Source organism: Campylobacter concisus, assembly GCF_003048535.1.
GTDB lineage: Bacteria > Campylobacterota > Campylobacteria > Campylobacterales > Campylobacteraceae > Campylobacter_A > Campylobacter_A concisus_S.
The window spans coordinates 236,030-250,160 of the sequence record NZ_PIRQ01000002.1 but is presented as its reverse complement, the minus strand read 5'-3'; the positions used below and the strand labels follow the sequence as shown (position 1 = coordinate 250,160).

General features: G+C 37.8%; 14 protein-coding genes. 4 read left to right on the top strand and 10 right to left on the bottom strand.

Annotated elements, in window-relative coordinates; translation table 11 throughout:
* Nucleotides 1-46 precede the first annotated feature (46 nt).
* The 9 genes from CVS93_RS03030 to sstT form a co-directional block, all read right to left on the bottom strand.
* A complete protein-coding gene (locus CVS93_RS03030; protein ID WP_107686533.1) occupies nucleotides 47-643 on the bottom strand; it encodes a thioredoxin in 597 nt (198 codons plus the stop codon).
* An 8-nt stretch (nucleotides 644-651) separates the two neighbouring features.
* Nucleotides 652-1,104, bottom strand: a complete 453-nt coding sequence (gene smpB, locus CVS93_RS03025) for an SsrA-binding protein SmpB (protein ID WP_035142320.1) — start codon at nucleotides 1,102-1,104, stop codon at nucleotides 652-654.
* 14 nt (nucleotides 1,105-1,118) lie between these two features.
* The gene (locus tag CVS93_RS03020; protein ID WP_107686532.1) at nucleotides 1,119-1,862 is read right to left on the bottom strand and encodes a 4-(cytidine 5'-diphospho)-2-C-methyl-D-erythritol kinase; all 744 of its coding nucleotides are present in this window, start codon (nucleotides 1,860-1,862) and stop codon (nucleotides 1,119-1,121) included.
* Complete coding sequence (gene csrA / locus CVS93_RS03015; protein ID WP_021090864.1) at nucleotides 1,859-2,089, bottom strand: carbon storage regulator CsrA; 231 nt, start codon at nucleotides 2,087-2,089, stop codon at nucleotides 1,859-1,861. Before csrA ends, CVS93_RS03020 begins: the two co-directional genes overlap by 4 nt.
* On the bottom strand, nucleotides 2,083-2,904 hold the full coding sequence (gene truB, locus CVS93_RS03010; RefSeq protein ID WP_107686531.1) for a tRNA pseudouridine(55) synthase TruB: 822 nt from the start codon (nucleotides 2,902-2,904) through the stop codon (nucleotides 2,083-2,085). Before truB ends, csrA begins: the two co-directional genes overlap by 7 nt.
* The gene (locus CVS93_RS03005; RefSeq protein ID WP_107686575.1) at nucleotides 2,901-4,970 is read right to left on the bottom strand and encodes an ATP-dependent helicase; all 2,070 of its coding nucleotides are present in this window, start codon (nucleotides 4,968-4,970) and stop codon (nucleotides 2,901-2,903) included. The genes truB and CVS93_RS03005 overlap by 4 nt, the downstream gene beginning before the upstream one ends.
* 51 nt (nucleotides 4,971-5,021) lie before the next feature.
* Entirely contained in the window at nucleotides 5,022-5,471 is a 450-nt protein-coding gene (locus CVS93_RS03000; RefSeq protein ID WP_107686530.1) for a hypothetical protein, read from the bottom strand.
* 1 nt (nucleotide 5,472) lies between these two features.
* Nucleotides 5,473-7,194 (bottom strand): M3 family oligoendopeptidase, encoded by a 1,722-nt coding sequence (locus CVS93_RS02995; RefSeq protein ID WP_107686529.1) that lies wholly within the window; start codon nucleotides 7,192-7,194, stop codon nucleotides 5,473-5,475.
* 87 nt (nucleotides 7,195-7,281) lie between these two features.
* Nucleotides 7,282-8,649 carry a serine/threonine transporter SstT gene (sstT, locus tag CVS93_RS02990; RefSeq protein ID WP_413784284.1) on the bottom strand — a complete coding sequence of 456 codons (1,368 nt, stop codon included), beginning with the start codon at nucleotides 8,647-8,649 and terminating at the stop codon, nucleotides 7,282-7,284.
* Nucleotides 8,650-8,787: 138 nt separating this feature from the next.
* Between sstT and metK the strand changes: the two genes are divergently transcribed.
* Nucleotides 8,788-9,993 (top strand): methionine adenosyltransferase, encoded by a 1,206-nt coding sequence (gene metK, locus CVS93_RS02985; RefSeq protein ID WP_107686528.1) that lies wholly within the window; start codon nucleotides 8,788-8,790, stop codon nucleotides 9,991-9,993.
* Between the two features lie 42 nt (nucleotides 9,994-10,035).
* Here metK and CVS93_RS02980 read toward each other — a convergent pair whose 3' ends face one another.
* Nucleotides 10,036-11,328, bottom strand: coding sequence for an apolipoprotein N-acyltransferase (locus CVS93_RS02980; protein WP_107686527.1), 1,293 nt, complete (start codon nucleotides 11,326-11,328; stop codon nucleotides 10,036-10,038).
* Here CVS93_RS02980 and yajC point away from each other — a divergent pair.
* From yajC to secF, 3 genes are read left to right on the top strand one after another with little or no spacing between them, the layout of a single operon-like run.
* Entirely contained in the window at nucleotides 11,304-11,576 is a 273-nt protein-coding gene (yajC, locus tag CVS93_RS02975; protein ID WP_107686573.1) for a preprotein translocase subunit YajC, read from the top strand. The two genes, CVS93_RS02980 and yajC, sit on opposite strands and share 25 nt — an antisense overlap.
* A complete protein-coding gene (gene secD, locus CVS93_RS02970) occupies nucleotides 11,576-13,156 on the top strand; it encodes a protein translocase subunit SecD (protein WP_107686526.1) in 1,581 nt (526 codons plus the stop codon). Before yajC ends, secD begins: the two co-directional genes overlap by 1 nt.
* Nucleotides 13,157-13,158: 2 nt before the next feature.
* A complete protein-coding gene (gene secF / locus CVS93_RS02965; RefSeq protein ID WP_107686525.1) occupies nucleotides 13,159-14,130 on the top strand; it encodes a protein translocase subunit SecF in 972 nt (323 codons plus the stop codon).
* Nucleotide 14,131 lies beyond the last annotated feature (1 nt).

Here is a 14,131-nt window from a genome sequence, read left to right as displayed (position 1 = left end):
ATTTCACATTTTTATAAGCAAACGATGTTCCAAATATAGGGCAAATTTATTTTGTCTCATAAATTTTTGCCAGATCTTCTTTCATTTTTGTGACTTTTATACCACCAAGATAGTATTTTACCCCGTATTGTCCGCTATCTACGTCTGTTAAAATTTGATATTCGCCATTTTTTATCACTACTTTAAAAGGTAGTGCGATCTCGTGTTTGTATTCGATGTCTCTTACGATCTGTTCGGCAAGTCTGTCATTTATCTTTTGATCGTTTGTTATGAAATAATAGGCGTTAAATTTTTGCATAAATTCGTGCAAAACATACTCATTTGTGACATTTTCAAAGTGAGTTAGTCCGATTAGTGTAAATTTATCTTTGTTTTCAAGCTGATATTTTGTAAGCTCGGCTGCCTCTTTTTGGCAAGGTGGGCAAAATGTGCCAAAAATGTCGATCATCAAAACCTTATTTTCATCATTTTTGATGGCAAAGCCGTGATCTTTTCTAATTAAAGTAAGCTCCTTGCCGCTTACATCTACAAGCTTAACCTCTTCGTTTGGACTAAATTCTTCAAAATTTGCACTGCTGCTCTCATCTTCGCCACAACCAAAAAAAGCAAATAAAGCGATTATTAAAACTAGTAAATTCTTCATCTTATCCCTTAAACATATCTTTTTATGGCAGCTCTTGCCTCTTTGTCTGCCTCGCGTCTTTTTAAAGTCTCGCGCTTGTCGTGTAAATTTTTACCTTTTGCAAGGGCAAGTCTTGCTTTTACGATGTTTTTATCGCTTAGATAAAGTGCCAAAACGACCAAAGTAAGTCCATCTTGTGAGACCTGACCGAAAATTTTATCGATCTGCTTTCTATGCATCAAAAGTTTTCTGGCTGCTCGCTCATTTGGACGAAATGCGCTATGTGTGGTCTCAAGATAGCTGATATGGGCGTTTAGTAAGAAAAGTTCGCCTTTTATGACACGTACAAAGCTATCTTTTAGATTTGCTCTACCAGCCCTTAGAGCTTTGACTTCGCTACCTTTTAAAACGATGCCAGCCTCGAAGGTTTCAAGTATGCTAAAGTCATGCAAAGCTTTTTTGTTTTTTGCTAGATCTTTTATCAAAATTTTACCTTTTATTTTACGCTAAATACGCTACTGCCGCTGCCACTTAGAAATTTATCTCTAAACTCGTTCATCTGTGGATAGAGTTTGAAGCATGGGGCAAAGAGATCGTTTAGCTCCCCGTTTTTATAAATTTCAACTAACTCTTTGCTCTTTAAATTTTGCATCTTTTTTGCAGCATTAACGTCTATGTATTGTAAGAAATTGCTTCTAAATTCTTGATAAACCGCCGGTGTAGAGCAAAAAACATTTGGCGTGAAGATATTTAAATTTGGCACTTCGTCATCAAATTCTTCTATGATCTCGCCTATGCCGCTTACATTTGCTGCCTTGTAGCCACTTACAAAAAAGGCCACGTCTGCGCCGATTTTAGACGCTATTTGCATCAAATTTTCGCGTTTTATATTTAAATTTAGCTCATCATTTACCATTAGTAAAAAGGTGGCAGCGTTTGAACTGCCTCCTCCTAGACCCGCACCAATTGGGATATTTTTGTTGATGATGATTTTATGGGAGCTAAAAAACTCGTCAAGCTCGTTTGAAAAGCCGGCTCTTTTTAGCTCATCTATCGCTTTTTGAATGATGTTATCTTTTATATCGCTGTTGTTACATTCTATAGCAAACGAATCTGATTTCTTAAAATAAATTTCATCAAAAAGCTGCTCACAGAGGATAAAGCGCGATAAAATTTCGTGGTAGCTGCCTCTAGTGCCAACTATCTTTAAAAATATATTTATCTTTGCAAAGCTTTTCATTTCTCGATTTTTTTAGCTAGCTCGTGGATATCGGCTTCACTTGCAGTTTTTGTGGCATGGATATTTTCGTTTTTAATATCATTTGCTAGTTCACTTCTTAGTATCATTGTATTTCGTGGCGCTTCGATGCCGAGTTTAACAGTATTTTTTGAAATATTTACTATGACAACTTTTATGTCATTTCCTATTAAAATTTCTTCATTTTCTTTTCTTGCTAGGATTAACATTTTTCAACCTTATTTAGAGTGTAATTTATAGTATCATCCGTGATTTGGATTACGCTCATAAATTTATCATAATTTAGCAAATAAATTCCTTGCTTTTGTGTTTCAAAATCGTTAATTTTTAATTTCTTACCATCAAGAATATCATTTATATCCCCAAAGTATGTATTTTTCTGAATATTTAAAAAATCACAAATATTCAAAAATTTTTCATTTTCGTAGCAAAATTTGCCTTCACTTATCCTTTTTAATGAGCTTAAAGTTACATTATAACCAAGCTTTTTTCCAAAAATTTCTGCATACGAACGGATATAACTTCCTTCGCTTACACTTAAACGAATGGTTAAAAATGGGTGCGAGTAGTTTAAAATTTGGCTATCAAAAATTTCCATCGTTTCTGTCTTTAGCTCAAATTCTTTGCCATTTCTAGCTAGCTTATAGGCTCTTGTGCCATTTATATGCTTGGCGCTAAATTTTGGTGGGATGTAGCTTATCTTACCAGTTAGCTCACCTCTTATGACTTCAAGTTTTTCTAAATTTAGCTCTTTTACATTTGAAATTTCAGTGATATTTTCATTATCCATGCTTGGACTGCTAGCCCCAAGCCAGATCGTAGCTTCATAGACTTTTGGACTTTTGTCTAAAAATCTAAAAAATTTCGTATATGAACCAAAGGCAACGATGAGACAGCCGCTAGCAAATGGATCAAGTGTGCCTGAAAATCCAGCCTTTTTAACGCCGTATTTTCTCTTTAGTCGCCCTAAAAAGTGGTTTGAGCTCATGCCAGCTGGCTTGTTTGCTACGAAGATGGCGTTCATACGGCCTTTTCCACGAAGCTTGACATTATCTCTCTTACATTGCCACCAAAATTTATAGTTAGTTTAAATTCTTTTTTGATCTTGCTAACCGCGCTCACCCTGCCGATACCAAAAATTTTATGTTTAACAAGGTCGCCTTTTTTAAATTCATTGCTCTGTTCGATAACTAGCGAGCCATGCGTTATGCCGCTCTCGCTTAAAAATCTACTCTTATTTAACCTTGTACGCTGACCTTTGTAAAAGCGCGAATTTGCAAAGCTTAGGCTAAGTGTCCTTTTGGCTCTTGTTATCGCCACGTAAGCGAGCCTGCGCTCCTCTTCGATGTCGCTACCATCGCCAATAAGCGGGAAAAATCCCTCTTCAAGACCGATAACAAAAAGGTGCTCAAACTCAAGCCCCTTGCTCGCATGCACGCTCATAATACTTATAGCCTCATCACTGATGCCGTCTTGCTCACTTGTTAGCGTGATCTCGTTTAGAAATTCCTCCAGATCAAAGCTTGGATTTTGCTTGATCTGATCTTTTAAAACAGCGTAAAACTCATCGATATTTGCCGCTCTTTCAGCGCCATCTGGCAGGCTCTCGTAGTATTTTTTCACGCCAAATTTTGCTTCAAATTTATCTATTAGGTCAAAAACCGAGCTGCTTTCTTGAAGCTCTTTTAGGTTGTTTGCAAACTCAAGAAGGGCTGATTTTACCTTTTTGCTAAAGGCTTCGTCGTTATCAGAGATGTTTGAGATCGCCTCGTAAATGGAAATTTTGCCTTCAAATGCCATTTTTTCAAGCTTATCAAGACTTACTTTGCCTAGTCCTCGTTTTGGGCGGTTTATGATGCGCCTTATTGAAAAATCATCGTTTGGATTGTTTATCAGCCTTAGGTAGCTTATGATATCTTTGATCTCGGCTCGTTCGTAAAATTTAACGCCGCCGACCATTTTATAAGCGATTTGCTCTTTGTTTAGCCCATCTTCAAGCGAGCGAGAGAGTGCATTTATGCGGTATAAGATAGCGATATCTTTTGCCTGCACGCCTTTACTTAAAAGCTCTTTTATGCATTTTGCGATCTTGCCAGCCTCGACGCTCTCATCAAAGCTCTCTATCAAATTTACGGCCTCGCCTTCGCCTTTTGTGCCTACAAGCTTCTTACCAAGGCGGTTGCGGTTATGATCTATCAGCTCGTTTGCGGCTTTTAGTATCGCCTCGCTCGAGCGGTAGTTTTTCTCAAGTCTAATGATCTTTACATCTTTAAACTGATCTTTAAAATTTAAGATATTATCTATTTTCGCGCCGCGCCAGCCGTAGATACTTTGATCGTCATCACCCACGACGCAGATGTTTTCGTGGCATAGACAGAGCTTTTTTAGCAGTTTATACTGAAGGTCGTTTGTGTCTTGATACTCATCGACCATTATGTATTTGTATCGGTTTGAAATTTCTCTAGCAAGCTCTTCGTTTTCGTCTAAAATTTTATATGTAAGCCCGAGCAGATCGTCAAAATCAACAAGATTATTTGTCTTTAAATATTCTTCATATTTTTCATAAATTTGAGCAGCTTGCTTGTAAAAGTTATCCTTGCTTTTATCAAATGAAGAGAAATTTGCGTTTTTATAGACCTCTTCGACGCTTAAAAGTGAGTTTTTATAATTTGAAATTTCGCTTGACAAAATCGCCGTGGCAACTGGACTTTCAAAGCTTTTGATGATACGTTTTTTATCATCAGTATCGATTATGACGAAGTTGTTTTTTCTACCAAGTTTTTCTATGTAAAGCTTTAAAAACAAAAGTCCAAATTTATGAAATGTGCAAAGTAGTGGCGAATAGTTTTTGCCGCTTTGGCTTAGCATCGCCATGGCTCTACTACGCATCTCGTTGGCGGCTTTGTTTGTAAAAGTAAGAGTTAGCGTATTTGCTGCGTCTATACCGACCTCGCCGATAAGGTAGGCAAGCCTAGTTGTGATCGTCTTTGTCTTGCCGCTGCCAGCTCCTGCAAGTATGAGCATCGGGCCATCTATATGAGTAGCTGCTTCGCGCTGAGATTCGTTTAAATTTGATAGTAATTTTTCCATTTTTTGCTTTTTAAATTTTCTTTTGATTTTAGCCAAAAATGCTTAAAATTACTATTTTTTCTTAAATATATCTTTATTTTTAGGATTTTGCAAAAATACTGAAACTGATTTTTTTGTGTGGTCTGCTTGCTTCTCTTTTGGCTTATGAATAGAAAAATTTACAAGGATCGGGCTATTTTCAACCAAAATTTGAACCACTGCACCGAGCGGAAAGGAGATCACAGAGGCAAAATTTTCACTACCAAAGCCGGCCTCAAAGCTAAGCTCATCTTGCGTTAGTTTCGCACTCTCAAGCGTATAACCACCAAGTGAAAACATAATGACAGGCATGCTAAAGCTTCTACTTATCTCATCTGGCAAGCTTGGCTCAAAGCTAACTAGCGGTAAATTTGCCATAACTGAGAAATTTACCCCTTTTTCAAGCAAAAAATCAATACACTCATAGACGTGCATCTTCATCAAAAGCGAAAATTTCTCATCATCTAAAATTTCGTCTAACATCTTAATCCTTTGAAATTTCTAAAAACTCATCTACTAGCTTTTTAACCTCGTTTATGCCGATCTGCCAGAAATTTTTATCATCGATATCAAAGCCAAATTTAGCCACAAGCTCCTTTGGACTAAGGCTGCCGCCAAGGCTCAAAAACTCGGTGTAAATTTCAACAAAATTTTTGCATTTGCCGCTTTTATAAAGCCCAAAAAGTGCAAGCACAAGAAGCTGCGCGTAAGAGTAGGCGTAGCAGTAAAATGGAGTGTGGATGAAGTGCGGGATGTAGCTCCACCAAATTTTGTAGTAGTCATTTAGCGTGACGCTTTTGCCAAACATCTTTTTGCTCTCTCTTAGCCAAATTTTATTTAGCTCATCTAGGCTGATCTCGCCCTCGTGTGCGTGCACAGCCCTTTCAAAGGTGGTGAAATTTATCTGGCGGTAAAGCGTGGCAAATATATCCTCGATCTTGCCAGCAAGCAGTGAAATTTTCTCTTTTTTGCTAAGGTTTTCTTTTACGTGGTCAAAAACTAACATCTCGCAAAAGACTGAGGCCGTCTCAGCCGTGGTTAGCGGAGTATCTGAGTTTAGGTAGCTTACATTATAAGAGAGCTTTTGATGCACAGCGTGACCAAGCTCGTGAGCTAGCGTAAAAAGGTCTCTTCGCTGGTTTGTGTGATTTAGCAAAACATAAGGGTGAGTGTCGCTTGATCCTGAGTGAGAAAATGCGCCACCTCGCTTGTTCGGAGCTGGATAAACGTCGATCCAGCCGCCACTAAAGGCGCTTTTAGCTATATCGCCAAATTTAGGTGAAAATGTCCCAAACGCCTTTAAAACTATCTTTTTACACTCATCAAATTTATACTCTCCTTCGCTGCTAAGAGGTGCGTATCTATCGTAGTCATAAAGCTTTTTAAGGCCTAAAATTTCTCTTTTTCGCTCGTAAAATTTAGCAACTAGGTCAAAATTTTTCTCAGTTACGGCAATGAGCGAATCAACGCTTTTTTTACTGATTTGATTTTCAAGGTGTCTTGGCTCTTCAGGAAGCTTGAAATTTCTAAGCTCGCAGCTTGTTTTTAGATCAGTTTTTATCATATTGTATATGTAGCCAAGAAGGTGCTGATGCTTGCTAAGCTCGTTTGAGAGGCTTTTGGCGGCTAGTTTTCGCACGCTTTGATTGTTGTCATGAAGCTTTGCTAAAATTTCCTCTTCGTTTAAAAGTTCGCCTTTAAATTTAAACCTCATCTTGCTCATGCTCTCATCAAAAAGCCTTGAAAAGCCCTCAGCCCCAGTACTTGCTGTACGAAGTAATACTCTTTCTTCGGCAACGCTTAGTTGGTGCGGTTTTGCTTTAGCGAGATTGCTTAGATAGTAGCCATATTTTTTAGAGCTTTTTATGATCTCTTCTTGTTTTTTAGGGCTAAACTCATTAAATTTGATCTCAAAAAATATCAAATTTTCATTTGCTTTTGTCGCTATCTCATCGATCTTTGCGTAAAACGCACCCTTGCTTGTATCTTTGGCAAAATTTAAAAAAGCATAAGTCATTACTTTTGAAATTTTAGCGATCAAGTTTTCATATTCGCCAAATGCCTTTAAAAACTCGTCTGTTTTTAAATTTTCATAATTTTCAAGGTATTTATCTTTAAATTTCTCGCACTCTTTTTGTAAATTTAGTGCGTTTTGCTCGCACTCTTTTTCGTTTGCAAAAAGTGCTTTTAGATCCCAAATTTGCATATTTATCCTTTAAATTTTTGGGACATTTTACAAAAAAATGGATAAAAGTAAAATTTCAGCCAAAATTTAGCTGAAATTTTATGAAGGTTAGTTTGAAGTCTCTGAAGCTACTGCTGTAAAAAGAACGTCTGATGAGCTATTTAACGCAGTTTCGACTGAATCTTGGATGACGCCAATAGTAAAACCAACTGTTACAAACTGCATTGCTATGTCATTGCTGATACCAAAAAGACCGCACGCTAATGGCACTAAAAGAAGTGAGCCTCCAGCCACGCCAGATGCACCACAAGCGCCAAGAGCTGAGATGAAGCAAAGAAGCAGTGCGTCACCAAATGTGACTGTTATAGACGGGATAGAATTTACCGCTGTGAGCGCTAGAATACTGATCGTAACTGCTGCACCACCCATGTTTATAGTAGCTCCTAGTGGGATAGAGATAGAGTAGAGTTCCTCTTTTAACCCAAGCTTTTTGCAAAGCGCCATGTTTACAGGGATATTTGCAGCTGAGCTTCTTGTAAAAAATGCCGAAATAGCACTCTCTTTTAGGCAGATCATGACAAGTGGATAAGGATTTTTTCTGGTTAATACAAAAACCATGGCTGGATAGATGATAAATGCGACAACAAGCATTGCCCCAACAAGAACTAAAATTAGTTTTAGATATCCTGCAAGTACTTCAAATCCAGTTTCATGAATGCTGATAGTAACCATACCAAAGATGCCAAATGGAGCTAGTCTAATGATAAATTTAACGATATGAGTCACACCATCGCTTATGTCTTTAAATACTTTTTTGGTCTCAGCTGTGGAATTTCTAAGCGCTATACCACTACCAACTGCCCAGGTGATGATGCCTATATAATTGCCATTTGCTAAAGCATTTATCGGATTTTCGACCATTTTATAAATGAGATCTTTTAAGACATTGGTAATTCCTTGAGGTGCTGACATATCAGCACTTGCAAGACCTTTTAAAGAAAGCTCCACTGGGAATAAGAAACTAGCAACAACTGCAACAACAGCTGCTAAAAATGTACCAATTAGATAGAGTGTAATGATCTTTTGCATGCCTTTTGTATGACCAAAATCTCTTAAAATGATGGATGTTGCTACTAAAACAAAGACAAGAATTGGTGCTATAGCTTTTAAAGCACCTTTAAATAAATCTCCTAAAACTGAAGCTGAAGTTGCGATAGAATCGGCTGAGCTAGCTTTTTCTTTGGCTTCATTTAGCTGCTTGGCTTCATCTTGACTAAGGCGAGTTTTTATAACTTCATCTACGCTCAAACCACTTTCGTTTTGAATAGTTTGAATTTTAGCCGAGATCTTGTTATAAGGAGCTGCTTCGTAGTGTGTGTAAAAGCCAACTAGGGCACCTAGGATGATACCAACTAAAATTTGAATTATCAAATTTCCATCGGCGTATCTTCTTGCTATATTTTTAAGCATATTCATTTGACACCTTAATAAATTAGTTTTTTGTTGATTTTAGCTAAACAATTTTTAAATATAAAGAATTTGATAAAGATTAATAAGCTTTTTAAATAGATTTGTTACAATTGCACAAAATTTAGTCAAGAAAAAAGGATGAAAATGTATCTATTTACCTCTGAAGTTGTAAGTCCAGGTCATCCAGATAAATGTGCTGATATCATCGCTGATAGCATAGTGGATACTATTTTAACGCAAGATCCAAATGGACGCGTCGCAAGCGAAGTTTTTGTGGCTGGGAAAAATATAGTAATAGGTGGAGAGATAAACTCAAAGGTAAAACTCTCTTATAAAGACTACGAAAAGATTGTAAAAGACGCTCTTGCGCATATTGGATATGATGGAAAGAGCAATTTCACAAAAGAGCAGTGCTTGCATCCAGATGATATCGAGGTTAAAGTTTGCATAAATCAACAAAGTCCAGATATAAATCAAGGCGTTGATCAAAGTAGTGGTGAGATCGGAGCAGGCGATCAAGGTATTATGTTTGGTTTTGCAAGCTGCGAAGCAAAAGAATTTATGCCAGCAGCTATAACTTACGCAAGAATGCTTTGCGAAAAAGTCTATAAATTTGCCAAGGCAAATCCTGATAAGCTTGGTGTTGATATAAAAACACAAGTTACTATTGATTACGGTAGCAAAGACAACTTTGAAAACTGCAAACCTCAAAGCATCCACACTATCGTCGTCTCTGCACCTTGCGTGGAGAGTATGAAGATAGAAGAGCTTCGCACACTAATTCAAAATTTAATAGACGAAACTGGCCTTCCAAAAGAGCTATATAATAAAGAAAAAACGATCATCTATATAAACCCAACAGGCAGATATGTAAATCACAGCTCACTTCACGATAGCGGTCTAACAGGCAGAAAACTAATCGTTGATAGCTTTGGCGGATATAGCCCAATAGGCGGTGGCGCTCAGTCAAGTAAGGACTACACAAAGGTTGATCGCAGCGGACTTTATGCAGCGCGCTGGATAGCTAAAAATATAGTCGCAGCTGGCCTTGCTAAAAAATGTATCGTTCAGATAAGCTACGCTATCGGCGTTGCAAAGCCAACTTCAGTTAGCGTTGATACTATGGGAACTCATGCAAACAGCGTAAATGACGATATGCTTTCAAATTTTGTAAGCGAGCATTTTTCTCTGACACCTCGCTGGATAACAAATAAATTTGGTCTTGACAAGCCAAGCAAAGAGACATTTTTATACGCAAAAGTAGCTGCAAAAGGCCAAGTGGGAAATGCAAAATACCCTTGGGAGAAGCTTGATGCGGTCGATACCTTTAAGGCTTTATTAAAAAAATAATCAAAAAAGTGGCTTTATCTAAAAAGCCACTTTAAATTTCTTTCATAACTCATCCCAAAATGCTTTTTTAGGCTTTATGATCTCGCTTTTTGAGCCATTTACGCTGTGATAGACCGCTTTATTATATTTTGTGGCAAGGTGTTTTATTAATAGTCTTTGAAGCACAGGTTCGCTACTTGGCACAAACCAGCCGTTATTTGTAATAGCCACAACAACGTCAAATTCGCCCCTATAAAGCTCCTCCCTTGTTGCCTCGTAGCAGATGGCGTTTCTGATTTTAACTCCGTCTATCTCATAGTCGCTAAAATTTTCAGCCTTTTTAAAGTCACTAGCTCCGCCAAAAAATAGCTTATTTACCGTATCTTGCATGAAATTTGGTAGAGGAATTTCTTCTCCAAATGGCACTAAAAATTTCTTATCCATTCGCCTAAGAGTGCCGTCTTGAAACAAAAAGGCAGAGTTATAAATTTGCTTATTTTCATAGGCAAGTGCGCCAGCTACGATGGTTATCTTTTTTGAAAGCTCTTTTAGCTCATCAACAAGCAGTGGCTCATTTGTCATAAATAGTGGAAACGCGCTCTCGGGCAGCACGATGAGGCGTTTTTGCTCGGCGATAGCACTATTGATGAGGTCTAAATTTTCATTTGTAAATTTCATGCGTAAGCTTTTATCCCAGCGCACTCTTTGAGCAACATCGGTATTTACTAGCTCCACGTCAAATGGTAGAGTCTTTGCCTCGCTACTTTTAAACTGCAAGGCGGCGATCAGGCAGATAAAAGCTAGGATAAATTTTAAAATTTTACCTTTTAAACTCAAAGAAATAGCCGCTAAAAATATAAATATAAGCCCTCTAGTATTTGGCTCAAAAGCCCCTAAAACAAGTGTTGCTTCAAGGTTAAACCAGTTAAAGCCAAATGGGTGCACATAGCTTATTAAAAATAGTAAAACGGCTCTTAGTGCCACAAAGCTTGGAAAAGAGGCTATCCAAAACAAAAGCCCATAAACAAGGGCTACAAAGAGGATGACAAATGGGATAAGCCAGACAAGCTCATAGTAGATAAAGCTAAAGCCGATCCAGTAAAACCACAAAATTCCAGTGAAAAAGCCAGCCGCAAAAAAGCCAGCTCTGCTTAAATTTATGATGACATAAATTCCAGCTAGCATAAGAAAAGGTGAGATGAAATTTAAAATTTGATTTTCTGCCATAGCTAAAAAAATGAAATTAGAAAGCAAAAAAGCACCGACAAAGGCTTTTATTATAATTTTAGTGCTAAAATGTCCGTTTAAAAATCTTACAAATAAGGAAATCCATGCAAAACGCAGAATTTTTAACATCACTACTACCCCTTGTTGTGCTTTTCGCCATATTTTACTTTTTGGTTATCAGACCTCAACAAAAACAACAAAAAGCCCACGCAGCAATGCTTGCAGCTCTTGACAAAGGCGATAAGATAGTAACTAATGGTGGACTTATATGCGAAGTGATTAAAGCCGAAAATGATTTTATCAAAGTTAAACTTAACGATGATGTAATCGTTCGTATAGCACGCGAGTTTGTAGCTAAAAAGATCGAAGATAAATAATGCGTAACGCAAGAGTTACATATAGGCTGATTATCTTAATATTAGCCTTGGTTTTTGGTTTTGGCTTTTCGGTGCCATCTTTTTTTCAGACTCAAAGTGGAGCTAAAATTTCATTAGGACTTGACCTTCAAGGTGGTCTTCATATGCTTCTTGGTGTTGAAACTAACGAAGCCATCCACTCTAAGATCAAATCAATCGCTGGAAGCATAAATTATTATGCTAAAAAAGAAGATGTGCTTATTGATAAATTTAAGATAAAAGAAGATAGTGTTGATTTTGCGCTGCTTGATAGTGACGAGGCTCCAAAAGTTGATAAGGCACTTGCTGAGATAAAAGGGCTTGATATCAAAAAAGATGGTCTAAACTACCACATCACTCTAACAGAGCAAGAGAGGCTTGATACGATCGAGTATGCGATCTCTCAAGCTGTTGAGACTATTAGAAACAGACTTGATCAGTTTGGTTTAGCTGAGCCAACAGTTGCTAGACAAGGTAAAGACAATATCCTAGTCGAACTTCCTGGCATAAAGACTGAAGAAGATGAGCAAAGAGCGAGAGATCTTATTGCAAAGGCTGCTCACTTGCAGCTTATGGCAGTTGATGACAAAAGACAAGATCAGGCAAATACGATGAGCGAGGCTGAGGCCGAAAGCTATGGTGATGTGATCTTTAAAGATGCTAAAAATGACCGCGTAAAATACGTCGTTAAAAATATCCCAGTGCTTGATGGCTCGATGCTAACTGATGCAAAGGTCGCATTCTCTCAGCAAAACAACCTACCGATCATAAATTTTACACTAAATTCAGAAGGTGCTAGAATTTTTGGCGATTTTACTGGTGCAAATGTCGGCAAAAGGCTTGCTATCGTGCTTGATGGTAAGGTTTATTCAGCTCCTGTTATAAATGAAAGAATAGGGGGTGGTAGTGGCCAGATAAGTGGTGGCTTTACCCTTGATGAGGCTCACGACGTAGCGATCGCTCTTAGAAGTGGTGCACTTTTAGCCCCTGTTAAGATGCTAGAGAAAAGAAGCGTTGGCCCATCTTTGGGACAAGAGAGTATCAACCAAAGTATGGTAGCACTTGCTGCTGGATCTATCTTAGTCGTGTTATTTATGCTAGTTTATTATGGAATTTCTGGAATTTTTGCAAATATCGCACTAGTTGCAGACGTCGTTATATTAGTAGCTGTCATGGCGCTTTTTGGAGCGACGCTTACACTTCCTGGTATGGCTGGTATCGTGCTAACGATCGGTATGGCAGTTGATGCTAACGTCATCATAAATGAGCGTATACGTGAGCTTTTGCGTGAAGGTGTAGCGATAAGGACAGCTGTTCAAAAAGGCTATGAGCACGCCATGAGTGCGATTATTGACTCAAACTTAACTACTATCATCACAGTTGCGGTACTTTACGCTTATGGTACTGGTCCAGTTAAAGGCTTTGCAGTAACAATGGCAATAGGTATCATGGCTTCTATGCTAACAGCTATACTTGGTACTCATGGCATGTTTGACGCTGCTATGGACAAGATAGAAAAAAGTGGAAATACCAGACTTTGGTTTGGTTATAAAAGGAGCTAATGATGCAAATTTTTACTAAGGCAAAAGTTTATGATTTTATGCGTTTTAGATTTGCTTCACTAGCATTTTCTATATTTTTATTTGTTGGCTCTATTGTTTTACTTGCGACAAAAGGCCTAAACTACGGCATTGATTTCTCTGGTGGTACGCTTATCCAGCTAAAGTACGACACCAAAGCGCCACTTGATAAAATTCGTGATGCTTTTGGCACAAATGAAGTGTTAAAAAATGCTTCAGTTACTGAGTTTGGGAGTGACGATGAGGTGGTTATTAGATTTTCAGGTTCAAGCTCAAATTTAACTGGCGACATCGGCACTGAGATAAAGCAAATTTTAAAAGATACTGGAAATTTTGAAGTAAGACGTGTTGATATCGTTGGTCCAAAGGTTGGTGATGAGCTTAGAGAAAAAGGTTTGATGGCTCTTGGAATTTCACTAATTGGCATATTAATCTACATCACATTTAGATTTGAGTGGAGATTTGCACTTGCTGCGATCGCAACTGAAATTCACGATATAGTTATAACTGTTGGTGCTATTTCGCTATTTGATATCGATGTAAATTTGGACACACTAGCGGCTGTATTAACAGTACTTGGCTACTCTCTAAATGATACGATTATTATCTTTGATAGGATCAGAGAAGGTATAAAAGAGAGCAAGCGAACTGATATCGAGGGTGTTATCAATGAGTCAGTTTCAGCCACACTTTCAAGAACTATCTTAACTTCAGCAACTACGATGATGACGGTTCTTGTGTTATTTTTATTTGGTGGAGATATGATACATGGATTTTCATTTATTCTTATCGTTGGTATTGTCATAGGAACGATCAGCTCGATCTACATCTCTTCGCCGTTTCTTATCTGGTTTAAATTTAGCATCGAGCATTTTAGAAGCAGAGAGACTGAAAAACAAAAGATAAAAAAAGAGCGCGAAAAAGAGCGTGCTATGTTTGAGAAAGGCGTTGTGTAAG